The organism is Streptomyces melanogenes (genome assembly GCF_014649795.1).
Taxonomy (GTDB): Bacteria; Actinomycetota; Actinomycetes; order Streptomycetales; family Streptomycetaceae; genus Streptomyces; species Streptomyces noboritoensis.
In genome coordinates this window covers 268,762-291,573 of record NZ_BMTS01000003.1, presented here as the reverse complement: position 1 = coordinate 291,573, position 22,812 = coordinate 268,762, and the positions used below count along the sequence as shown (strand labels likewise).

The following is a 22,812-nucleotide window of genomic DNA, read 5'->3' as shown; positions in this document are numbered from 1 at the left end:
ACCTACCCGAGCGCCGCCACCCGGTCGCGATACGTCCGTACCGCCGCCGCATCCCGATATGGCTCCAGGCGGCGCTCGAAGTCCCGTACGTACTCCGTCGCCCGCACCGACCGCATCTCGCTCGCCTGCTGCGCCGCCTCCGCGGCGAGCGCGCAGGCCTGGTCGAGCTCGCCGAGGCCGAGCCGGGCGCAGGCCAGGACCACCCGGCAGAAGAGCCGCGAGCGGGCGTACGCCGGGGCGCGCAGCTGCAGGGAGCGCTCGGCGTGCTGCGCGGCCGCCCGGTACTGCTGGAGGTCCCGGTGGCAGTGCCCGAACTCGTCCGCGAGCTGCGCGTCGTCGAAGAACCGCGCCCAGTGCGGCACGTCGTCGCCCGGCCGGGCCGCCTCCATCGCCCGTTCCGCCCGCACCAACGACGCCGTGCACGCCCGGACCTCGCCGAGCACCCCGTGCCCGCGCGCCTCCACGGAGTGCAGCAGCGCCTGCACCACCGGCGGCGCCGAGGAGCCGACGCCCTGCTGGGCGACCCGCGCCAGCTGCACCGCCTCCCGGCCGTGGCCGAGGTAGACGGCCTGGCGGCTCATGGTGACCAGCACGTACGAGCCGTAGGCCCGGTCCCCGGCGGCCTGGGCGAGCCGCAGCGCCTGGACGAAGTACCGCTGCGCCAGACCGTGCGCGGCGATGTCGTACGACGTCCAGCCCGCGAGGCGGGTGAGGTCGGCGGCCGCCGCGAAGAGCCTGCGGCCGGTGTTCTCGCCGTAGCTGCCGCGCAGCATCGGCTCGGCCTCGTGCTCCAGGTAGCGCACCAGGGCCTGGCGCGCGTGGCCGCCGCCGTAGGCGTGGTCCAGGGTGCGGAAGAGCTCCCCGACCGAGCGCAGGGCCGCGATGTCGCCGCTGGTCACGCGCTGTCCCGGGCCCCGGTCCGAGCTGCGCTGCCGGGGTACGCCGGGGCGCCCCTGGCTGGGGATGCGCGGCGGCCCGGCGGCGGCCGCCTCGCCCGCGAAGCGCGGGGAGGGGTCGCCGTGGCCGACGCGTTCGTCGGCGCGCCCGATCAGCCAGTCCCGACTGGGCACCACGAGCCCGGCCGGGGTGAACGCGATCTTGCGCAGTTCGACGTGGCTGCCGGAGTCCTTGCGCCACAGACCGCTGACGATGTCGACGGCCTCCTCCGGGGTCGCCGCGAACTCCAGCCCGGCGTACACCGGCGCACAGGCGTCCAGCCCCAGGTCCTGGGCCGAGAGTCTGCGCCCCAGGCGCCGGGTGAACACCTCGGCGATCAGCGCGGGCGTGGTGCCGCGCGGCTGCTGCCCGCGCAGCCACCTGGTCACCGACGTCTTGTCGTACCGCAGGTCCAGGCCGTGCTCCAGGCCGAGCTGGTCCACGCGGCGCGCGAGGCCCGCGTTGGAGAACCCGGCCTCCGCGATGAGCGCGGCGAGCTGCCGGTTGGGCGTGCGCTGCGGGGGTCGTTCCGTCATCAGCTGTGCGATCTCCTGCCTTCCGGGCCAAGCGGGCAGCCCTCATGGAACGGGGGGAATTTAGCGGTCAATACCGCCCTGACCGCCGCCTTCGCCCCGCATTCATCCGATCGTGTGAGGAGGTGCCGTTTCTGCCCGCCGCACGCTGCCGTCGAACGCGGTCGTACAGTGGCTGGGGCGCATGTATGCACTGGGTGAGGAGCCGGGCGTGAACGAGCTGCGATTTGTCCGACTGGGTTTCGGCGACGACGCGGTCGAGTACCAACAGGCCTGGGACGAGCAGCGGCGGGTGCACGCGGCCCGGTTCGCCGACGAGATCCCGGACACCTGTCTGCTCCTGGAGCACCCGCCGGTCTACACGGCGGGCCGGCGCACGGACCCCAGCGAGCGCCCCCTGGACGGCACGCCCGTCGTGGACGTGGACCGGGGCGGCAAGATCACCTGGCACGGCCCGGGCCAGCTGGTCGGCTACCCGATCCAGAAGCTGCCGCGCCCGGTGGACGTGGTGGCGCACGTGCGCCGGCTGGAGGAGGCGCTGATCCGTACGGCCGCCGACTTCGGCCTGGAGACCACCCGGGTCGAGGGCCGCAGCGGGGTGTGGGTGCTCGGCGACCCGGTCGAGCAGCGCCCCAGGCCCGCCGGGCTCTCGCTCGACTTCGACCCCCGGCTCACCGACGAGGAGTTCGACCCGCGCCTGAACGGCCCGGAGTACGCGCCCTCCAACGCGGGCCAGCGCCGCGAGGACCGCAAGCTCGCCGCGATCGGCATCCGCGTCGCCAAGGGCGTGACGATGCACGGCTTCGCGCTGAACGTGAACCCGGACAACACCTGGTTCGACAGGATCGTGCCGTGCGGCATCCGCGACGCGGGCGTGACCTCGCTCTCGTACGAACTGGGCCGCGAGATCACGATCGCCGACGTCCTGCCGGTCGTCGAGAAGCACCTCAAGGACATCCTGGAGCACGCGGAACTGGCGCCCAGGGAGATCGAGCGCGCTACCGCCTAGTACGCCCCCGGCGCACCCGGATCGGGAATGCGCCCCTCTGGCCACGGGTTGGCCAGACGTAATGCCACGCAAATAACGGGCGTACCCTGGTGTCCGCCGAAGAATCGAAGTCATAGGGAGCACGTCGTGTCCGCAGTCGCACCCGACGGACGCAAGATGCTGCGCCTGGAGGTCCGGAACAGCCAGACCCCCATCGAGCGCAAGCCCGAGTGGATCAAGACCCGGGCGAAGATGGGCCCCGAGTACACCAAGATGCAGGCCCTGGTGAAGGGCGAGGGGCTGCACACGGTCTGCCAGGAGGCGGGCTGTCCCAACATCTTCGAATGCTGGGAGGACCGCGAGGCGACCTTCCTCATCGGCGGCGACCAGTGCACCCGGCGCTGCGACTTCTGCCAGATCGACACGGGCAAGCCCGAGGCGCTGGACCGCGACGAGCCCCGCCGCGTGGGCGAGTCCGTGGTCACCATGGACCTGAACTACGCCACGATCACCGGCGTCGCTCGCGACGACCTGGCGGACGGCGGCGCCTGGCTGTACGCGGAGACCGTGCGCCAGATCCACGCGCAGACGGCGGACCGCGCCGACGGCCGCACCAAGGTCGAGCTGCTCGCACCCGACTTCAACGCGGTGCCGGAGCAGCTGGCCGAGGTCTTCTCGTCCCGCCCCGAGGTCTTCGCGCACAACGTCGAGACGGTCCCGAGGATCTTCAAGCGGATCCGCCCCGGCTTCCGCTACGAGCGCTCGCTCGACGTCATCACCAAGGCCCGCGACTACGGCCTGGTGACCAAGTCGAACCTGATCCTCGGCATGGGCGAGACCCGCGAGGAGGTCAGCGAGGCGCTCCAGCACCTGCACGACGCGGGGTGCGAGCTCATCACGATCACCCAGTACCTGCGCCCCTCCGTGCGCCACCACCCCGTCGAGCGCTGGGTGAAGCCGCAGGAGTTCGTGGAGCTCAAGGAGGAGGCCGACGAGATCGGCTTCTCCGGTGTGATGTCGGGCCCGCTGGTCCGCTCCTCGTACCGCGCGGGCCGGCTCTTCCAGCAGGCGATGGAGCGGCGCGGCGAGACGGTTTCGCCGCCGGCCGCCGCGGAGGGCACCGCCGTCGGCGTGTGAGTGCGGCGGGTGAGTCTCGCGTGTGAATTCGCGCACAAAGACTTACCGGCCGGTAATGGCTGAATCGACGCGGCCCGTACATCCCCCGCAGGTAGGGGGTGTGTACGGGCCGCGTCAGCGTTTTACGGGGGCGCGTCAAGGTTTCATTGGTGTTTGACCGTTCGGACACGCCCTGGTAACACCAGTCAGTGACGCTGGATTCACGCACCGCGCACGCCCCCGAGCGTGAGCCCGCGCGCACGCCCCGTTCGTTCCGTATCCGGTTCCCGTCCTGGGGAGGACCTCACGATGCAGTCCGCGACGACCGTACGCGCCACCGCGCTCCCGTCCGTCACCGACGCACTGCGCGCCATGGAGTCCTTCCTCATGGGCGCGGGCCAGCGCACCGCCCGCCGCAACGCCTGGACCGCGGTCCTGGAGGACCGCCGCCGGGCCAAGGACCGGACCGAGGCGCAGCACGTACTGGAGGCCGTGGCTAGCCGTCGGTCCTAGGCCACGTAAACTTCAGTTCATGGCGAGGAAGGAAAACGCAGACACTACTGCGAACCCCGGGCGACTGAAGCAGATCGCCCTGACGTACAAGATGACCCGCAAGGCCGACTCGAAGGTCGGTCTCGTCGTCGCGGCAGTGGGAATCGTCACCTTCGGTGTCTTCCTCGCGCTCGGGTTCTGGATCGATCATCCCATCTACCTGGGCATTCTCGGCTTCCTGCTGGCCTTCCTCGCCATGGCGATCGTCTTCGGACGCCGTGCCGAGCGCGCTGCCTTCGGGCAGATGGAAGGACAGCCGGGGGCCGCGGCCGCGGTGCTCCAGAACATCGGCCGCGGCTGGACGACGACTCCGGCGGTGGCGATGAACAAGAGCCAGGACGTCGTGCACCGGGCGGTCGGCAAGGCCGGCATCGTGCTGGTGGCCGAGGGCAACCCGAACCGGGTGAAGTCGCTGCTGGCGGCCGAGAAGAAGAAGATGGCCCGGATCGTGGTGGACGTCCCCGTCCACGACGTGATGGTCGGCGACGGAGAGGGCCAGGTGCCCTTGAAGAAGCTCCGCACCACACTGCTGAAGCTCCCGCGCGTGCTGGCGGGGCCGCAGGTCACCGCGGCCAACGACCGGCTGCGCGCGATGGGCGACCTGATGAGCAACATGCCGCTTCCCAAGGGGCCGATGCCCAAGGGGATGCGGATGCCGCGTGGCGGGAAGGCGCGCTGACGCTCCGCTGGGGCGACCGGTGAAGGGGCGGCCGGGACCGAATGGTCCTGGCCGCCCCTTTCCCGTACGTACGGGACTGTGCGCTCCGCGCTGGGAGTGCCTTCGACTGCGGACCGTGGAGGGCTGGTCGCGCAGTTCCCCGCGCCCCTTACGGGGCGCTGCTTGCGGTACGTACGAAGGCTTCGGTCCGTACGAAGCTAGATCCGGACCTGGATCGCGCGCGCCAAGCGGTCGTGGAGGCCTCGGCCGTCTCGGTCCCAGACCAGGGCCGGGATGGCGAGGCAGAGCAGGACGCTGCGCAGGAGCGCGCGCGGGAAGCTGAGGCGGCCGCCGCCCTCGGCGATGAGGCGGAGGCCCAGGATGCGCTTGCCGGGGGTGGAGCCGACCGTGCCGACGGTCAGGATGCTCATCACCAGGAAGACGACGAGCGCCCAGTTGTTGGTGAGGTGGAGGGTGCGGTGCGCGAGCAGCCCGTATGCGATCAGGGCGCTCACCGACCAGTCGATGAAGATGGCGCCGAAGCGCCGACCCAGGGGGGCGATGGCGCCCGGCCCCTCCTCCGGCAGCCCGAGCTGTTCGCCGCGGTAACCGAAGTCGACGCCCATCTCCTCGGCCGCCGCCTTGGGCCCGGAGAGCCACGATCCGATTGCTTGCCTGTTGTCCACGCTTCCACGGTACCGGCCGGTGTGCGAAGGCCCGCCGCCGGGATGGCCAAGAGGCCTGCATTTATCCCATTTATACGGGTCTTGATGCGCCGCCTACCCGGGCCCCGGTTAACTTGGGCGAAACAAACGGGTCACGCTTGAGAAATCCCGCCTGCCTATGGTCAGGTCCAGCGTGTGCCACCGCACTGGCCGCACAACGAGCTACAACCCCGTCTCCCCCGGACGGGAGTAGGAGGAGTTGGATGTTCCAGAACGCCGACGACGCCAAGAAGTTCATCAAGGACAACGACGTCAAGATGGTCGACGTCCGGTTCTGTGACCTTCCCGGCGTGATGCAGCACTTCACGATTCCGGCGACGGCGTTCGACCCGTCCGAGGAGCTGGCCTTCGACGGCTCGTCGATCCGCGGCTTCCAGGCCATCCACGAGTCCGACATGGCGCTGCGCGCCGACCTGTCGACCGCGCGCGTGGACCCCTTCCGCCGCGACAAGACGCTGAACATCAACTTCTTCATCCACGACCCGATCACGGGCGAGCAGTACAGCCGTGACCCGCGCAACATCGCCAAGAAGGCCGAGGCCTACCTCGCGTCGACCGGCATCGCGGACACGGCGTACTTCGGCCCCGAGGCCGAGTTCTACGTCTTCGACAGCGTGCGCTTCGCCACCACGGCGAACGAGGGCTTCTACCACATCGACTCCGAGGCCGGCGCCTGGAACACCGGTGCGGTCGAGGACAACCGCGGCTACAAGGTCCGCTACAAGGGCGGCTACTTCCCGGCCCCGCCGGTCGACCACTTCGCCGACCTGCGTGCCGAGATCTCCCTGGAGCTGGAGAAGTCCGGCCTCCAGGTCGAGCGCCAGCACCACGAGGTGGGCACGGCCGGCCAGGCGGAGATCAACTACAAGTTCAACACGCTGCTGGCCGCGGCCGACGACCTGATGCTCTTCAAGTACATCGTGAAGAACGTCGCGTGGCGCAACGGCAAGACCGCGACCTTCATGCCGAAGCCGATCTTCGGCGACAACGGCTCGGGCATGCACGTCCACCAGTCCCTGTGGACCGGCGGCGAGCCGCTCTTCTACGACGAGCAGGGCTACGCGGGCCTGTCGGACACCGCCCGCTACTACATCGGCGGCATCCTCAAGCACGCCCCGTCGCTGCTGGCCTTCACCAACCCGACGGTGAACTCGTACCACCGCCTGGTCCCCGGCTTCGAGGCGCCGGTCAACCTGGTCTACTCGCAGCGCAACCGCTCGGCCGCGATGCGCATCCCGATCACGGGCTCGAACCCGAAGGCCAAGCGCGTCGAGTTCCGCGCCCCGGACCCGTCCTCGAACCCGTACCTCGCCTTCTCGGCGCTGCTCCTCGCGGGCCTCGACGGCATCAAGAACAAGATCGAGCCGGCCGAGCCGATCGACAAGGACCTCTACGAGCTCGCCCCCGAGGAGCACGCGGGCGTCCCCCAGGTCCCGACCTCCCTCCCGGCGGTGCTGGAGGCCCTGGAGGCCGACAACGAGTACCTCCAGGCGGGCGGCGTCTTCACGTCCGACCTGATCGAGACGTGGATCGACTACAAGCGCACGTCGGAGATCGCCCCGATCCAGCTGCGGCCGCACCCGCACGAGTTCGAGCTGTACTTCGACATCTAAGAGTTCCGCGCACGGGAATCTACGTACGGAAAGAGGCCCTGCCACTCCCTCCCGGGGAGCGGCAGGGCCTCTTTCGTTGCCGTCGATCGGGGGCGGTGTGGGCGTGAACTCGACCTTCCCTGGCTCTTCTTGGCAAGATCGGGCAGCCGCCGATCAGGTTGCGACCAGGTCGGGTTCGATCACGTCAGAGAGGAACCCCCCTTTGCGCTCCCGCCCCGCCCTCCGCACCGCCGCCCTCGCCGCCGCCATCCTCGCGTCCACGCTCACGGCTCAGGCCACTACCGCCTCGGCCGACGCCCCGGCTCCCGTCACCACCCAGGCCGTGTTCAACAACCCCGTGGGGACCGCCGCCGAGCAGCAGGCCGTGGTGGCGTGGCAGGTGGAGCTCATAGCGGGGGCGCCGGCGGGGGCGCGGATACGGCTGGCCATGTTCTACGCCGACGATCCGGCCCTGCCCGACGCGCTGGTCGCCGCCCATCGGCGGGGCGTCGACGTGCAGGCGGTCTTCGACGAGAAGGCGGTGAGCATGGCTCCGTACAAGAGCCTGCTGGCCGAGCTGGGTGGGGACACGGCCAAGGCGTCGTGGGTGATGAGCTGCGGGGCCGGGCGCGGGTGCGTCGGTACGCGGGCGCTCGGGACCGTCGACGCCATCAACCACAACAAGTTCCTGCTGCTGTCGGAGACCCAGGGCACCCCTCACGTCGTCGTCCAGTCCTCCGCCAATCTGCACGTCGGGCGGGACGGCACCAAGGGGTGGAACAACGCCTTGGTGCTGGTGGGGAACGAGGGGATCTACGCCGCTTACAACGGGTACTTCGACGACCTGCGTGCCCGGCGCGCCAACAACGACTACTACTCCACCGGGCGGCCCCCCGTCGCCTCCGGCAACGCCAAGGCGCACTTCTACCCCCGCGCCGAGAGCAACGGGTCGCCCTACCACGACCCGTCCGAGGACACCGTCGCCACGGTGCTCGACAACGTGAAGTGCTTCGGCAACTCCAAGTACGGCACGACCGACAACCACCGCACCCGCGTCCGGGTCAGCATGACCATCTTCAGCCGCCCCTACCTCGCCGACCGGCTCGCCGAGCTCGACGCGCAGGGGTGCTACGTCGAGGTCTCCGAGACGTACAACCCGGACAGCGCGCTCGAGAAGCAGTCCCTCGAGACGCTGCTGAAGAAGACCTCCAGTGTGTACGGCGGGGTCATCACCAAGTACTACTGCCAGGCCGACTCCACCTGGATCCACGACAAGTACCTGCTGGTGGAGGGGAACTACTACAACACCCCGGACCGCAAGGTGCTGTGGACCGGCAGCCACAACTGGAGCGGGAACTCGCTGCGGCAGAGCGACGAGACCATGCTCCAGCTGGAGGACAGCGCGGTCTTCGACTCGTACGTGGCCAACTTCAACCAGCTGCGGGCCGCGACCACGCACCAGCCCGCCAACGGCGTCGCCGCCACCTGCTGAGGCGGACCGCGGTGAAGTGCCGCGCCCCGGTCTGCGCGGGGCGCGGCACTCGCTCATCAGCGGCCGGAGCGGATCAGCGCCCGGACCATCCGGCACGTCGTGTCGGACGGCGGGTGCACTCCGATCAGCTCCGCCGTGCTCCGTATCTTGCGGTCGGGCGCGTGCTCCGGCTGGTACACACCCGTGTCGAGCAGCGCGATGGCCAGGCGCATCGCCTTGAGGCGCCTGTTGTGCGTCTCGTACCACACCCGCGGACGCCCGGCGGGCAGCGGCACCTTTTTGAGGGACATCAGGGACAGCTGTTGCGGGGCGCGCGAAGTCAGTACGGCAGCGGCCATGGGCATCCTCCTGGGCAGTCGGGAACCCTCTCGAACTGCCTCAATTTTACTGCGCACCACTGACAATCGCCGCTGCCAGAAGGGTCTTTGAGCAGGTCACGGGGGTATCGGCGATATCGGCGGTACCTTGGGCCCCATGGAGATCTGGATCAATCCCGCCTGTTCCAAGTGCCGCAGCGCCATCCAGCTGCTCGACGCCGAGGGCGCCTCGTACACCGTCCGCCGCTACCTCGAAGACGTGCCGTCCGAGGACGAGATCCGGGCCGTACTGGAACGGCTCGGCCTCGAACCGTGGGACATCACGCGCACCCAGGAGGCCGACGCGAAGGAGCTCGGCCTCAAGGAGTGGCCGCGCGAGGCCGCCGCGCGAGGCCGCTGGATCGCGGCGCTCGCCGCGCACCCCAAGCTGATCCAGCGGCCGATCATCACGGCGGAGGACGGGACGGCCGTGGTGGGCCGCACCGAGGAGGCGGTACGGGACGCGCTCTCCCGGTGAGGCCCCCGGGGGCTAGCGGACGCGCTCGTCCGTCCCCGCCACCTTCCGCGCGGTGACGTTCAGGCGGTTCCACGTGTTGATCGTGAAGATCAGCGCGAGCAGCCCGCCGAGCTCCTGCTCGCTGAACTCCTCGGCCGCCTCCTCGAACACCTCGTCGCTCACCTCGCCGTCCGCGATCAGCGTGACCGACTCGGTGAGGGCGAGCGCCGCGCGCTCCTGCGGCGTGAAGAAGTGCGGGGCCTCGCGCCACACGCCCACCATGTGCAGCCGCGCCGGGTTCTCGCCCGCCTTGTGCGCGTCGCTGACGTGCATGTGGAGGCAGTACGCGCAGTTGTTGATCTGCGAGGCCCGTATCTGCACCAGCTCCACCAGGGCGGGGTCGAGGTGCTCGGTGGCCGCGATGTTCAGCGCGATGATCGCCTTGAACGCCTTCGGGTTGGCCTTGGCGAAGTCGATCCGTACGGGGTTCTGGGCCGCGGCCTGGGCGATGGTGTCGGTGAGGCCGGTGGTCTTCGGGGCGATCTGCGTCGTCGTCATGATCATTAATCTACGGGGGTGGGCGACCGGTCCACAGGTGCATTTCCGGGTCGGAAAGACGGGTCAATTTCGCTTGGCCCGCGAGGCCGCACCCGAGCCCGGCCCACCCCTCCCGTTGTCATACTTTCGGGCGAAATATTTCGTACTTTACGGGGACGATCGCCCCCGAAACCCTCGCCTACCTTGGAGGCTTCCCCACCCGCACCCCGCAGGGAGTCCCCATGCAGCAGAACTGGCTGTTCGGCGGCGTGTACGGGACGGTCCTGAGCAGCGCGCTGCTCGCGGCGCTGCACAGCGAGGGCACGCCGTTCACCCCGTACTACAACGCCGCCTGGATCCTGGTGACCGCCGGCACCGCCGCGCTCGCCCACGCCTACGCGCACCACATGTCGTCCCACCGGCAGAACGGCGGCGGCCAGCGCTGGCGACGGCTCGGGGTGACGCTCGCCGACGAGTGGCCGGTGATCATCGCCTGTATGCCGACCGTGCTGCTGCTCGTCGTCGCCGGGCTCGCGGGCTGGGCGGAGAAGGACGTCACCAGCGCGGGGCTGCTGCTCAACACGGCGCTGCTGTTCGGCTGGGGCACGTTCGCCGCACTGCGGGAGGGCTATCGGCGCCGGTCCGCCGCGCTCATCGGGGGCGCGGACGCGGCGATCGGGCTGCTCATCGCAGGGGCGAACGCCGTCATCAAATGACCCGGCCGGTCGCCGACCCCGCTGCGTTCACCTAACGAAACCTGAGTAACACCAGGTTCACAAACGGGCAACGGACGGGAAATGCCGGGGTGTGAGGCTGCCCCCGACGGCCGAGGCGCCCCGCACGGCACCGGCTCCCGCACCACCAGCAGCTCCCGCAAAGGATGGCTTCCGTGACGTTCAAGGCTGAGTACATCTGGATCGACGGCACCGAGCCGACCGCCAAGCTCCGCTCGAAGACCAAGATCATCGCGGGTACGCCCGACGGGACCGAGCTGCCGGTGTGGGGCTTCGACGGCTCCTCCACCAACCAGGCCGAGGGCCACGCCTCCGACCGCGTGCTGAAGCCGGTCTTCTCCTGCCCGGACCCGATCCGCGGCGGCGACAACGTCCTCGTCCTGTGCGAGGTCTTCGACATCGACGGCACCCCGCACGAGTCCAACACGCGCGCGCTGCTGCGCCCGCTCGCCGAGCGGTTCGCCGCGCAGGAGCCGATCTTCGGCATCGAGCAGGAGTACACGTTCTTCGACGGCACCCGCCCGCTCGGCTTCCCGGTCGGCGGCTTCCCGGCCGCGCAGGGCGGCTACTACTGCGGTGTCGGCGCCGACGAGATCTTCGGCCGCGAGATCGTCGAGAAGCACCTCGACCACTGCCTCGCCGCGGGCCTGAGCATCTCCGGCATCAACGCCGAGGTCATGCCCGGCCAGTGGGAGTTCCAGGTCGGTCCGGTCGGCCCGCTCGAGGTCTCCGACCAGCTGTGGATCGCGCGCTGGCTGCTCTACCGCACCGCCGAGGAGTTCAACGTCTCCGCCACCCTCGACCCCAAGCCGGTCAAGGGCGACTGGAACGGCGCGGGCGCGCACACCAACTTCTCCACCAAGGCGATGCGCGAGGGCTACGACGCGATCATCACCGCGTGCGAGTCGCTCGGCGAGGGCTCCAAGCCGATGGACCACGTCAAGAACTACGGCGCGGGCATCGACGACCGCCTCACCGGCCTGCACGAGACCGCCCCGTGGAACGAGTACTCGTACGGCGTCTCCAACCGCGGCGCCTCGGTCCGCATCCCGTGGCAGGTCGAGGTGGACAAGAAGGGCTACATCGAGGACCGCCGCCCCAACGCCAACGTCGACCCGTACGTCGTGACCCGGCTGATCGTCGACACCTGCTGCACCGGTCTGGAGAAGGCCGGCCAGGTCTGAGCCGCACGGGCAGCGGGAACCGGCCCGCAGGAACCGTCCCGGAGGGCGTCCGCCGCATACGCGGTGGGCGCCCTCCGGGCTTTGCGGTAGGGCGAGTTCCGGTCACCGTGTGCCAAGGTTCCGTATCGGACTGTGGGAGGGCGCTGCTCAGCGGCGCGGGGATCTGGTTGAATGGGCCCATGGCCAGCTACCCGAACCCCGCGACAGGTCGCAGCGACCTCGAGCCGTTCTGGCCGTCTCGTCAGCACCACGACTTCGACCGGGTGTGTTGCCGCGCGATGAACGCGCCGGCCCTCTAAAGCCTCCCCTCATCGAAGGCCTTCGGCCCGCGCGCACCGACGTACGTCCCCTGTCGACGACTCCGCGCGAAAGAGCTGACCTCTCATGGCGAACGCCCGTACCTTCTCCGCCTCCGCTGCGACCGCTGCCCGCCCCGGTCCCGTACCCCTGGGACGCCATCGACTCCGTGCCGTCGACCGCGACGAGGTGGCCGCCGCCACCGGCACGGTCGTCGACTTCCTTCCGCCGGGCGCCACTTGGCTGCCCGCGCCCCAGCACACCCTGCCCGCGCTGCCCGGCCACCCGCCGATGGTCGGCTATCTGGTGCTCGTCCCGGCAGACCAGCAGCCGCTGCTCGCCGCCGCGCCCGACCCGGTGGCCGAGGAGACCGACGCGGACGCGGCGGTCGGCGGCGACGCGCTGGTGCGCATCGACGCGGTCCGCCGGACCGCCGAGGTCGACGGGCGCGTGCTCGACCTCACGTACCTCGAATTCGAGCTGCTCGCCCATCTGGTGGCGCACCCCCAGCGGGTGCACACCCGCGACCAGTTGGTGACCACGGTGTGGGGGTACGGCCACGTCGGCGACGGCCGGACCGTGGACGTCCACGTCGCCCGGCTGCGCCGCAAGCTCGGCACCCAGCACCGCCACGCCATCCAGACGGTGCGGCGGGTCGGGTACAAGTACGCGCCCTGATCCGCCCGTACGCGCTCACCCGGGCTGCCCCCGGCACGGACCGCCGTGCCGGGGGCGCTCCCGTTTCCGGGCAAACTGGGAGGTCAGGGGGTGGTGGTAGATACACCCCGGCCGGGGGGACCGGCCCCGTGACCGCGACCGGGCGGTGCGGCGAGACTGGGGTCCGCAAGCACGCGGGGCCCATGAAGGGGGACGAGGACGATGGTGACGCGCACAAAGGCGGGGCTGCTCGCCGGTGGCCGGGGGTTCGGCCTCTCGACGAGCGCCCTGGCCGTCGGGATCTTCCTGTTCACCCTGACCGCCGTGTCGATCGCCCTGATCCCCATCGGCGTGGGCGTGTTCACCACCCCGCCCGTGCTCGAAGCGGTACGGGTGTACGCCAACCGGCGCCGCTCGCTGGCCCGGGAGTGGCTGGGGATGGAGATCGCCGTGCCGTACCGGCCGCTGCCCCGCGAGCGGGCCGGGGTGCTCGGCGCGGTGGAGCGGTGCGGGGCGCTCCTGAAGGACCCGGCGACCTGGCGCGACCTGGAGTGGCTGCTCGCCGACATGACGGCGGGCGCCGTCGTCGCCATGCTGGCGCCCGCGCTGCTCCTCTACAGCGTGTGGGGCGTGGTGCTCGCGGCGGGCGTCTGGAAGCCGATCGACGAGGCGGGCGGCGGCCTGTGGTTCACCTTCGTCCACATCACCTCGCAGTCGACGGCCAACCTGGCGGCCGTCCTCGGATTCGGGTACGCCGCCCTCGGCCTCTTCGTGAACCCGGCGCTGATCAGGGCCAACTTCGCGATCGCCAGGTCGCTGCTCTCCCCCACCCGGGAGCAGGCCCTCGCCCTGCGGGTGGAGCGCCTGACCGAGACCCGGCACGACGCCGTGGACTCCTCGGCCGCCGAACTGCGCCGCATCGAGCGCGACCTGCACGACGGGGCGCAGGCCCGGCTCGTCGCCGTCGGCATGAGCCTGGGCACCGTGGAAGCCCTGATCGAGAAGGACCCCGCGCAGGCCAAGGCGCTGCTCGCCAAGGCCCGCGAGTCGTCCGCCGAGGCGCTCACCGAACTGCGCGACCTGGTCCGGGGCATCCACCCGCCGGTCCTCGCCGAGCGGGGCCTCGGGGACGCGGTGCGGGCCCTGGCCCTGCGGCTGCCGGTGCCGGTCGAGGTCGACGTGGAGCTGCCGGCCGGGCGCGCCGACGCACCGGTCGAGTCGGCCGCGTACTTCGCGGTCAGCGAGGTCCTCACCAACGCGGTCAAGCACGCCGGGGCCGACCGGATCTGGGTCGACCTCTCGTACGGGAGCGGGGCGCTGCGGATCTCGGTCACCGACGACGGGCGCGGCGGGGCCCGGGTGGGCGGCGGCTCGGGGCTGAGCGGTCTTGAGCGCCGACTGGGTACATTCGACGGCGTCCTGGCCGTCAGCAGTCCCGTGGGCGGCCCCACCATGGTGACCATGGAGATTCCTTGCGCGTTGTCCTAGCCGAAGACCTCTTCCTGCTCCGGGACGGGCTCGTACGGCTCCTCGAGGCGTACGACTTCGAGATCGTCGCGGCGGTCGAGAGCGGGCCCGAACTGGCCCGGGCGCTGGCCGAGTCGGACCCCGAGGTGGCGATCGTGGACGTACGGCTGCCGCCCACGCACACCGACGAGGGCCTCCAGTGCGCGCTGGCCGCCCGGCGGGCGCGGCCAGGGCTGCCGGTCCTGGTCCTGTCGCAGCACGTGGAGCAGCTGTACGCGCGCGAGCTGCTCGCCGACGGGAACGGGGGCGTCGGCTATCTGCTGAAGGACCGGGTCTTCGACGCGGAGCAGTTCGTGGACGCGGTGCGGCGGGTGGCGGGGGGTGGCACGGCGATGGATCCGCAGGTGATCTCGCAGCTCCTGTCGCGCAAGGTGCGGGACTCGCCGGTGGCGGGGCTCACTCCTCGGGAGCTGGAGGTGATGGAGCTGATGGCCCAGGGGCGGTCCAATGCGGCGATCGCGCAGCAGCTGGTGGTGACGGAGCGGGCGATCGCGAAGCACACGTCCAATATCTTCGCGAAGCTGGGCCTGCCGGTGTCTGACGATGACAACCGGCGGGTGCTGGCGGTGCTGGCTTACCTGGAGCGAGGCTGAGCTTCGTCTTTCGGCTGCGGACCGTGGGTGGCTGGGCGCGCCCACGCGGCGGAGCCGCACATGTCACAGCCCCGCGCCCCTAGGGGGTGCCACGCGTGGATGGCGTAGGGCGTCGGCCCCGGCGGGTTAGCCTGGCCGTAATGAACCGTATGAGCACGCCCTGGGGCGAGTACGACCTGACCCGATTTCCCGAGGATCCCCGCGACCAGCTGCGGGCCTGGGACGCCGCCGACGAGTATCTGCTGCGGCACCTGGAGGACACGGACCTCTCCGGGGCCGTGGTGGCCCTCGGCGACCGTTGGGGCGCCCTGACGACCGCGCTGGCGGCCCGGGGAGCCGGCTCGCTCACGCAGATCAGCGAGTCCTTCCTCGGCCAGGAGGCGACCCGGGCGAACCTGGCGCGGGCGGGCGTGGCGGAGGACTCCGTCACGCTGCTCTCCACCCACGACGAGCCGCCCGCCCGGGTGGACGTCCTGCTGGTGCGCGTACCGAAGAGCCTCGCCCTCCTGGAGGACCAGCTGCACCGGCTCGCGCCGGGCGTGCACGCGGGCACCGTGGTCGTCGGCACCGGCATGGTGAAGGACATCCACACCTCCACGCTGAACCTGTTCGAGCGGCTCCTCGGCCCCACGAAGACCTCGCTGGCCGAGAAGAAGGCCCGGCTGATCTTCTGCGAGCCGGACCCGGCGCTCGCCCGGCCGAGGAACCCGTGGCCGCTGACGTACTCCCTGGAGATGGGCATCGGCCCGGCCTCCGGGCTCGCCGTCACCAACTACGCGGGCGTGTTCTGCGCCGACCGCCTCGACATCGGCACCCGCTTCCTGCTCCAGCACATGCCCGCCCGCACCGGCCCGGACCGGGTCGTGGACCTGGGCTGCGGCAACGGCATCGTGGGTACGGCGGCGGCGCTCGCCAACCCCGAGGCGAAGGTCGTGTTCACCGACGAGTCGCACCAGGCGATCGCCTCGGCGCGGGCGACGTTCCGGCTCTGCGCGGGCGCGGCGCGGGAGGCCGACGCCGAGTTCCGGCTCGGCGACGGGCTGAGCGGGTTCCCGCCGGGCTCGGCCGACCTGGTGCTCAACAACCCGCCGTTCCACACCCATCAGGCCACCACGGACCGCACCTCCACGCGGATGTTCACGGACGCGCGCGAAGCGCTGCGCCCGGGCGGCGAGTTGTGGGTCGTGGGCAACCGCCACCTGGGTTACCACCTCAAGCTGGAGCGGCTCTTCGGCAACAGCGAACTCGTCGCCAGCGACCCGAAGTTCGTGGTGCTGCGCGCGGTCAAGCGCTGAACGTCCGACCCGGCCGACCCGTGTTCCTGGAGATACCTACGAAATAGTCGGGGCGTTGAACGCCCCACGTGCCCCATGCGTATGGAACGACGCGCTGCTTCAAGCGAAGGAGTTCCATGGGACGCTCAATACGAAAACGGCCGACCTTCCCCCGGCGGATGACGATGGCCGCCGCGGCACTCTTCATCGGTGGGGGCGGCCTTGTCGCGGTGAATGTGTACGCCTCGGCGAGTGACGACCCGGGAAAGGCCCAGGTACGGGCCGCCCCGGTGCGGAATTTGTCGACGATCGACTGTCCGGACGTGTCCAACAGCCTGCCGGACGTGCCGGATTCGGCCCGTCCGGAGGTGGACCGCGAACTGGCCGCCATTGATACGCAGATCACCGACGCATACGAGAAGTTCGCCTCGAACAAGGACCGCGTCGACCGGGATGCCGGATACGCCCAGCAGGTCGTACTGGATCCGCTGAAGGACAAGCGGACGGCGTCGCTGGACCGGATCGCCGGCGCGGTGGGCCGCGGCGGCGGACAGCAGCCGCAGGGGATGCGGGGGCTCGCCCCCTGCACCCTGCGCGCCGACGACAACGGCGGGGGCGGCCAGGGAGCCGCCCAGGCGGCCGGACAGGCCCAGGGGCAGAACCAGGGCCAGGGTCAGGGCCAGTGGCAGAACCAGAGCGGCCAGGGCCAGGGTCAGAACCAGGGCCAGAACCAAGGTCAAGGCCAGGGTCAGGGACAGCAGGGCCAGGGTCAGGGCGTCGGGAACGGGCCCTCGAAGAACGACTTCGTCGACATCCGTTCCGTACGGCCGAACGTGCGGGCCCCCCAATTCCAGCGCAACGGCTCGACCGGTCTCTTCACCAGTAGTTGCGGCGTCAACCAGAATGGCAAACGGAATCCGGACAACGTCATCGTCGCGCCCGGTGTGAGCAATGGCGCCCACCATATGCACGACTATGTCGGAAACCAGGCGAACGACGCCTTCGCCAGCGACGGCGATCTGGCCAACGGCGGTACGAGCTGCCGCAACCAGGGCGACAAGTCCACGTATTACTGGCCCGTGATCCGCCTGCAGAACGGTCAGAACGAGAACGACGCCAATGCGGACGGCGGCGGCAAGGACAAGAACGTCGGAAAGATCCAGACGCCCGTCCAGGTCACCATCAAGTTCGCCGGGAATCCCGTCAGCAAGGTCACCGCCATGCCGCGCTTTCTGCGGATCATCACCGGCGACGCCAAGGCCTTCACCAACGGGAACGCGAATGCCAACGCGTCCTGGAGCTGCACCGGATTCGAGAACCGCCAGCTCAAGGACAAGTACCCGATCTGCCCCCAGGGCAGCAAAGTCGTCCGCACCTTCAATTTCCAGAGCTGCTGGGACGGGAAGAACACGGACAGCGCGAACCACCGGACGCACGTCGCCTTCGCCGGAAGGAACGGTGCGTGCCCGCGCGGCTTCAAGGCGATCCCGCAGCTCCAGCAGCGGATCGTGTACGCCGTGCCGCCGGGCCCCGGGTTCGCCGTCGACTCGTTCCCCGAGCAGCTCCACAAGCCCGTCACCGATCACGGTGATTTCATCAACGTCTTCAGCGACCAGCTGATGAGGAAGGCGGTGACCTGCATCAACACGGGGCGCAGCTGCGCCTGACCGACAGGGCGCGCACGCGCCTGGAAACCCGCTCCCCCTGATTGGCTCCCCCGGGTCACCCCACCCGGGGGAGCATCCCCTGCGCGGTCAGCTCATGTGGTGGTGTCCGGAATGGTTGGTCCCGGTCTCGACACTGCCACCGAGCCGGCCGCGCAGCGCGTTGACCACGTCCTCGTCGCCGACGGCGACCCACTTGCGGCCCACCAGATAGGCGCCGCCGTAGTCCTTGGCGCCGTTGATCCACTCCCGCTGGCCGCGGTCCGTGGCGAAGGTCGCCAGGACGTAGCGGCCGTCCGGGGTGTCGCAGTTGGCCTGCCGCAGCTCGGCCGCGTTCGTGGAGATCTTCGGTGTGCAGGCGGCCTGGGCCGCGATCTGTTCGAGGGTTCCGCCGGCCGTCTTCGGCGCGTCGTGGCCGTGCCCGCCGCAGCCCGCGGCTAGGGTCACGACCGCGGTCACCAGGGCCGCTCGTACAAGAGTGCGCATACCTCCATCGTGCCCTCAACCACCCCCTCCCCGTGGGCATTTGGCCATTTCAGTGGCCCCGTTGCCCGGCACCCGCGCCACCGTTAACGTGCGCTCCGCACGCGCCTGTTGTCACCCCAACAACACGAGGAGCGCCGAGCCCATGACCGAGCTGTCGAGTCCCCGGACCCCCTCCAGACGTACGGTGCTGAGCACGGCCGGAGCCATCGGCGCCGGGGCCGCGATCGGGGCGGCGCCCCCCGCGTTCGCGGCCCCGGCACCCTCCGCGGTTGCACACCTGCTTGACACCGGGCCCGCCCGGGAAGCCCTCGTCCGGCTCCTGCCCGACCACGCCGACCGGATCCGTCTCACGCCCCTGCCCGAGGGCGGCCCCGACCGCTTCCGGGTCACCGGCTCCGGCGGGCGGATCGAGATCGCCGCCACCGGCCCGGCCACCGCCCTGACCGGTCTGCACTGGTACCTCAAGTACACCTGCAAGGCCCATCTGACCTGGGCGGGAAGCCAACTGGACCTGCCGCGCCTGCTGCCCGCGCCGGACTGGCCGGTGGAGCGCACCGCGACCGTCCCGCACCGGTTCGTCTTCAACGACACCCACGACGGCTACACCGCCCCGTACGCCGACTGGCCGCGCTGGGAGCGGCTGATCGACGTCCTGGCGCTGCACGGCTGCAACGAGGTGCTGGTGACGCCAGGTCAGGAAGCCGTCTACCACCGCCTGTTGCTGGATTTCGGATACTCCGACGAGGAGGCCCGGGCCTGGCTGCCCGCGCCCTCGCACCAGCCGTGGTGGCTGCTCCAGAACATGAGCGGATACGGCGGCCCCCTCTCCCCCGCGCTGATCGACCGGCGCGCGGAGCTGGGCGCGCGGATCACCGCGCGGCTGCGCGAGCTGGGGATGCGGCCGGTGCTGCCGGGCTACTTCGGGACCGTCCCGGACGGCTTCCCCGAGCGCAACCCGGGGGCCCGGGTCGTCCCCCAGGGCGGCTGGAACGGTCTGCGCCGACCCGACTGGCTCGACCCGCGCACCGAGGTGTTCCCGCAGGTCGCGGCCGCTTTCTACCGCCATCAGGAGGAGCTGTTCGGCGAGGCGCGGCACTTCAAGATGGATCTGCTGCACGAGGGCGGCACCCCGGGCGACGTACCGGTGGCCGAGGCCGCCCGGGCCGTCGAGAAGGCCCTGCACACCGCCCGGCCCGGGGCCACCTGGGTGATACTCGGCTGGCAGACCAACCCCCGCCCGGACGTCCTGGCCGCGGTCGACAAGTCACGGATCCTGATCGTCGACGGCCTCTCCGACCTCGCCACGGTCACCGACCGCGAGAAGGACTGGGGCGGCACGCCGTACGCGTTCGGCACCATCCCCAACTTCGGCGGCCGCACCACCCTGGGCGCCAACACCCACCGCTGGACGGGCAAGTTCGCCCAGTGGCGCGACAAGCCGGGCAGCACCCTGGTCGGCACCGCCTACATGCCGGAGTCCGCCGAGCGCGACCCCGCCGCGTTCGAGCTGTTCAGCGAGCTCGCCTGGCGGGACGGGCCGGTGGAGCGGGAGGACTGGTTCCGTACGTACGCGGACGTGCGCTACGGGCGCGAGGACGGCCACGCGCGCGAGGCGTTCGCCGCGCTCGCCGCCACCGCCTACCGGCTGACCACCGCCGACGGGCGGCCCGTCGACTCGCTCTTCACCCGGCGGCCGTCGATCACCGCCTCCGTCACCACCGCCTTCGAGTCGGCCCGCTTCGACCGCGCCTTCGCCGAGCTCCTTGCCGTACGTCCGTCGCTGCGCGGCTCGGACGCCTATGCGTACGACCTCACCGACGTCGCCCGGCAGGCGCTCGCCGACCGGTCGCGGCTGCTGCTTCCGCAGCTGCGGATCGCGTACCAGGCGAAGGACCAGGAAGCGTTCGGGGTGCTGAGCGCGCTGTGGCTGCGGCTGATGCGGCTGGCCGACGAGATGTCCGGCTGCCACCGGGCGTTCCTGCTCGGCCCGTGGCTGGAGGACGCCAAGCGGTTCGCGACGAGCGCGCAGGAGGCGGCCCGGCTGGAGTGGACGGCGCGGACGCTGATCACCACCTGGGCGGGCCGCTCGGCGGCCGACAACCTCAGCAACTACGCGGACCGCGACTGGCAGGGCCTGCTGACGGACCTTCACCTCCCGCAGTGGCGCGCCTACTTGGACGAGCTGGCCGACGCCCTGGCGGACGGGCGGGCGCCCAAGGCCTTCGACTGGTACGTGGGCGAGGAGGCGTGGACGCGGGAGTCGGGCACGTATCCGGTACGGGCGACCGGTGACCCGTACCGGACGGCGCTGCGCGTCCACGAAGCGCTCGCGAGCGCGCCCTACCAGGGGGCCGTGACCGTCGCCGCCGACCCCGTGAGCTTCACGCCCGGCTCGACCGGCACGGTCACGGCTGCGCTGCGCAACCTCAACGGGCTGCGGGCGACCGGCCGCGTCGACTTCGCACTGACCGGCCTCGACGCCGAGCCGGAGGGCCCCACGCGGCTGAACCGGATCCCGGCGGCGGGCGAGGGCTCGGTGCGCTGGCGGGCCACCGCCCCCGCCGACCCGCTGACCGCACCACTGCGGGCCATGCCGTACGAGCTGACCACGCGGTACGGCCCGGACGGCGAGGGCCGGGTGGCGGTCGTCCAGCGGTCCGCCGTGTATCTGGCGGCGCCGCTGAGCACCGGGTGGCGGACGTTCACCAGCAACGACGCGGTGTTCGGCGAGCTGGACGGGCGGTTGGCGATCAATGGTGGCGGCCTGGACCTGTGGAAGGGCATCGCGCGGTTCGGCACGGCGTATCGGGAGGGGGCGCTGCGGGAGGGTGCGACGGTGGTTCTCTCCGTCAACTCACTTGACAACACCGGGAGTTGGGCGCGGGGTGGGATCATCGTACGCAACGGCCTCGGGGTGCCGGGGTCGACGGGATTCCTGAATCTGGCGGCGACGCCCGGGCAGGGCGTGGTCCTGTCGTACGACGCGGACGGTGACGGGCTGCTCGACACCTACCGGCGGATCACGGGGGTGGCGGCGCCGGTCCTGCTGCGGCTGAGCCGGGGCCCGGCCGGGTCGTTCACCGGCGCGTGCTCGACGGACGCGGGGGCGACCTGGCGGACGGTGGCGACGGTGCCGGTGCCGGGTACGGCGGCGGTGCAGGACGCGGGGCTGTTCATGAGCGCGGCGAACGGGGGGAGTGGGGCGCGGGGGACGGCGGAGTTCGGGGGGTGGGCGGTGGTGTAGGGGCGGGGTTACGTTTCGGCCCGGATGGGGGCACACATGGACGCGTCCGAGTCGTGTTCTTTGTGTTTCTGCCCCAGGAGTGCGTCCGCCCATGACCGCGATTCCCGCCCACAGTGTCGCCAACCTCCGCGATCTCGGCGGTACGCCGCTCGCCGGGGGGCGTACGGTCCGGCCCGGCCTGGTCTTCCGGGCCGGGGCGCTCGACCGGTTCGACCCGGACCGGGACCCGGCGGTGGCCGCGCTCGGGATCCGTACGGTCGTCGACCTGCGGACGGCGGCCGAGCGGGCCGAGCGGCCCGACCGGCTGCCGTCCGGGGCGCGGCTGGTGGTCGCGGACGTGCTGGCGGACGCGGTGAGCGAATCCGGGGCGCCGGCGGCCGCGCGGCTGCGGCACGTCCTGGCCGACCCCGTCGCGGCCGAGCAGCACCTGGGTGGGGGCCGGGCGCAGGCGGTGTTCGAGGACCTGTACCGGGACCTGGTGTCGTCGCCGTCGGCCCGGGCCGCGTACCGGACGCTGCTGCTGGAACTGGCGGATCCGGAGGCCGCCGGGCCGGTGCTCTTCCACTGCACGGCGGGGAAGGACCGTACGGGGTGGGGGGCGACGGTGCTGCTGTCGCTGCTGGGGGCGTCTGCGGAGGTGGTGTTGCGGGAGTACCTGGCGGTGAACGGGGCGGTGCGGGAGGCGTTCGCGCCGTTGATCGAGGGGTTCACGGCGCAGGGGGGTGATCCGGAGGTGGCACTCGCGGTGGTCGGGGTGGTGCGGGAGTATTTGGCGGCGGGGTTGGGGGAGGTTTCGTCCCTTTACGGGTCTATGGGGGTGTATGTGCGGGAGGGGTTGGGGGTGGGGGAGGAGTCTCTGGGGCGGCTGCGCACCCGCTTGGTGGATTCCCCCACCCCACCCCTTCCCTGAACCCTCCGGGGGTGGGTGGGTGGTGGAGGCCCGTTCCCGGGGCTTCGCCCCGGACCCCCGTTCGTCTGCGGGTCTGCTGTGGCTGGTCGCGCAGTTCCCCGCGCCCCTAAATGCGCCCCTCCGGGCCGCCCAGGGGATTGCCGCGCGGCGGCATTCTTAGGGGCACGGGGAACTGCGCGACCAGTTGGGGACGGCCCGCAGACAAGCACCGGGCAAAAGGGGCCGCAGCCAGCCCCCACTCAGCGGCAGACAAACCCCGGGCACACCCCCCGGTGACCATCCCACCATTCGCTCGTTTTG

21 protein-coding genes are annotated in these 22,812 nt (G+C 71.0%); 16 read left to right on the top strand and 5 right to left on the bottom strand.

The window, feature by feature from the left end:
- Nucleotides 1-2: 2 nt before the first annotated feature.
- The gene (locus IE252_RS08395; RefSeq protein ID WP_190088680.1) at nt 3-1,472 is read right to left on the bottom strand and encodes an NsdA family TPR-like regulatory protein; all 1,470 of its coding nucleotides are present in this window, start codon (nt 1,470-1,472) and stop codon (nt 3-5) included.
- 208 nt (nt 1,473-1,680) lie between these two features.
- Between IE252_RS08395 and lipB the strand changes: the two genes are divergently transcribed.
- From lipB to IE252_RS08375, 4 genes are all read left to right on the top strand, one after another.
- On the top strand, nt 1,681-2,478 hold the full coding sequence (lipB, locus tag IE252_RS08390; protein WP_190088679.1) for a lipoyl(octanoyl) transferase LipB: 798 nt from the start codon (nt 1,681-1,683) through the stop codon (nt 2,476-2,478).
- A gap of 126 nt (nt 2,479-2,604) precedes the next feature.
- Nucleotides 2,605-3,594 carry a lipoyl synthase gene (lipA, locus tag IE252_RS08385; RefSeq protein WP_190088678.1) on the top strand — a complete coding sequence of 330 codons (990 nt, stop codon included), beginning with the start codon at nt 2,605-2,607 and terminating at the stop codon, nt 3,592-3,594.
- A 288-nt stretch (nt 3,595-3,882) separates the two neighbouring features.
- Entirely contained in the window at nt 3,883-4,086 is a 204-nt protein-coding gene (locus IE252_RS08380) for an SCO2195 family GlnR-regulated protein (RefSeq protein WP_190088677.1), read from the top strand.
- A 19-nt stretch (nt 4,087-4,105) separates the two neighbouring features.
- Nucleotides 4,106-4,804, top strand: a complete 699-nt coding sequence (locus IE252_RS08375; protein ID WP_190088676.1) for a DUF4191 domain-containing protein — start codon at nt 4,106-4,108, stop codon at nt 4,802-4,804.
- Between the two features lie 197 nt (nt 4,805-5,001).
- Here IE252_RS08375 and IE252_RS08370 read toward each other — a convergent pair whose 3' ends face one another.
- A complete protein-coding gene (locus IE252_RS08370; RefSeq protein WP_190088675.1) occupies nt 5,002-5,469 on the bottom strand; it encodes an RDD family protein in 468 nt (155 codons plus the stop codon).
- 242 nt (nt 5,470-5,711) lie between these two features.
- Here IE252_RS08370 and glnA point away from each other — a divergent pair, with 242 nt between their 5' ends.
- On the top strand, nt 5,712-7,121 hold the full coding sequence (gene glnA, locus IE252_RS08365) for a type I glutamate--ammonia ligase (protein WP_190088674.1): 1,410 nt from the start codon (nt 5,712-5,714) through the stop codon (nt 7,119-7,121).
- 202 nt (nt 7,122-7,323) lie between these two features.
- On the top strand, nt 7,324-8,592 hold the full coding sequence (locus IE252_RS08360) for a phospholipase D-like domain-containing protein (RefSeq protein WP_190088673.1): 1,269 nt from the start codon (nt 7,324-7,326) through the stop codon (nt 8,590-8,592).
- A 56-nt stretch (nt 8,593-8,648) separates the two neighbouring features.
- Here IE252_RS08360 and IE252_RS08355 read toward each other — a convergent pair whose 3' ends face one another.
- Nucleotides 8,649-8,930, bottom strand: coding sequence for a hypothetical protein (locus tag IE252_RS08355; protein WP_190088672.1), 282 nt, complete (start codon nt 8,928-8,930; stop codon nt 8,649-8,651).
- A gap of 136 nt (nt 8,931-9,066) precedes the next feature.
- Here IE252_RS08355 and IE252_RS08350 point away from each other — a divergent pair, with 136 nt between their 5' ends.
- Complete coding sequence (locus IE252_RS08350) at nt 9,067-9,426, top strand: arsenate reductase family protein (RefSeq protein ID WP_190088671.1); 360 nt, start codon at nt 9,067-9,069, stop codon at nt 9,424-9,426.
- 12 nt (nt 9,427-9,438) lie between these two features.
- Here IE252_RS08350 and IE252_RS08345 read toward each other — a convergent pair whose 3' ends face one another.
- On the bottom strand, nt 9,439-9,963 hold the full coding sequence (locus IE252_RS08345; RefSeq protein WP_190088670.1) for a carboxymuconolactone decarboxylase family protein: 525 nt from the start codon (nt 9,961-9,963) through the stop codon (nt 9,439-9,441).
- Between the two features lie 221 nt (nt 9,964-10,184).
- Between IE252_RS08345 and IE252_RS08340 the strand changes: the two genes are divergently transcribed.
- From IE252_RS08340 to IE252_RS08310, 7 genes are all read left to right on the top strand, one after another.
- Nucleotides 10,185-10,658, top strand: a complete 474-nt coding sequence (locus IE252_RS08340; RefSeq protein WP_190088669.1) for a hypothetical protein — start codon at nt 10,185-10,187, stop codon at nt 10,656-10,658.
- A gap of 173 nt (nt 10,659-10,831) precedes the next feature.
- Nucleotides 10,832-11,860, top strand: a complete 1,029-nt coding sequence (glnII, locus tag IE252_RS08335; RefSeq protein ID WP_190088668.1) for a glutamine synthetase — start codon at nt 10,832-10,834, stop codon at nt 11,858-11,860.
- 384 nt (nt 11,861-12,244) lie between these two features.
- Nucleotides 12,245-12,835 (top strand): winged helix-turn-helix domain-containing protein, encoded by a 591-nt coding sequence (locus tag IE252_RS08330; protein WP_190088667.1) that lies wholly within the window; start codon nt 12,245-12,247, stop codon nt 12,833-12,835.
- 201 nt (nt 12,836-13,036) lie between these two features.
- Nucleotides 13,037-14,302: a sensor histidine kinase gene (locus IE252_RS08325; protein ID WP_190088666.1), complete on the top strand. Its 1,266-nt coding sequence runs from the start codon at nt 13,037-13,039 to the stop codon at nt 14,300-14,302.
- Nucleotides 14,287-14,934 carry a response regulator transcription factor gene (locus tag IE252_RS08320; RefSeq protein ID WP_190088665.1) on the top strand — a complete coding sequence of 216 codons (648 nt, stop codon included), beginning with the start codon at nt 14,287-14,289 and terminating at the stop codon, nt 14,932-14,934. Before IE252_RS08325 ends, IE252_RS08320 begins: the two co-directional genes overlap by 16 nt.
- Nucleotides 14,935-15,083: 149 nt before the next feature.
- On the top strand, nt 15,084-16,229 hold the full coding sequence (locus IE252_RS08315) for a methyltransferase (RefSeq protein ID WP_190088979.1): 1,146 nt from the start codon (nt 15,084-15,086) through the stop codon (nt 16,227-16,229).
- Between the two features lie 116 nt (nt 16,230-16,345).
- On the top strand, nt 16,346-17,875 hold the full coding sequence (locus IE252_RS08310) for a DUF1996 domain-containing protein (protein ID WP_190088664.1): 1,530 nt from the start codon (nt 16,346-16,348) through the stop codon (nt 17,873-17,875).
- Between the two features lie 87 nt (nt 17,876-17,962).
- On the opposite strand, the gene IE252_RS08305 is transcribed toward IE252_RS08310, so the two are convergent.
- Nucleotides 17,963-18,358, bottom strand: a complete 396-nt coding sequence (locus IE252_RS08305; protein ID WP_190088663.1) for a hypothetical protein — start codon at nt 18,356-18,358, stop codon at nt 17,963-17,965.
- A gap of 142 nt (nt 18,359-18,500) precedes the next feature.
- On the opposite strand from IE252_RS08305, the gene IE252_RS08300 reads away from it, so the two are divergent.
- Together IE252_RS08300 and IE252_RS08295 are read left to right on the top strand one after the other, a co-directional pair.
- Complete coding sequence (locus IE252_RS08300; RefSeq protein WP_190088662.1) at nt 18,501-21,602, top strand: alpha-N-acetylglucosaminidase; 3,102 nt, start codon at nt 18,501-18,503, stop codon at nt 21,600-21,602.
- A gap of 91 nt (nt 21,603-21,693) precedes the next feature.
- Nucleotides 21,694-22,512 carry a tyrosine-protein phosphatase gene (locus IE252_RS08295; protein WP_190088661.1) on the top strand — a complete coding sequence of 273 codons (819 nt, stop codon included), beginning with the start codon at nt 21,694-21,696 and terminating at the stop codon, nt 22,510-22,512.
- Nucleotides 22,513-22,812: the final 300 nt, after the last annotated feature.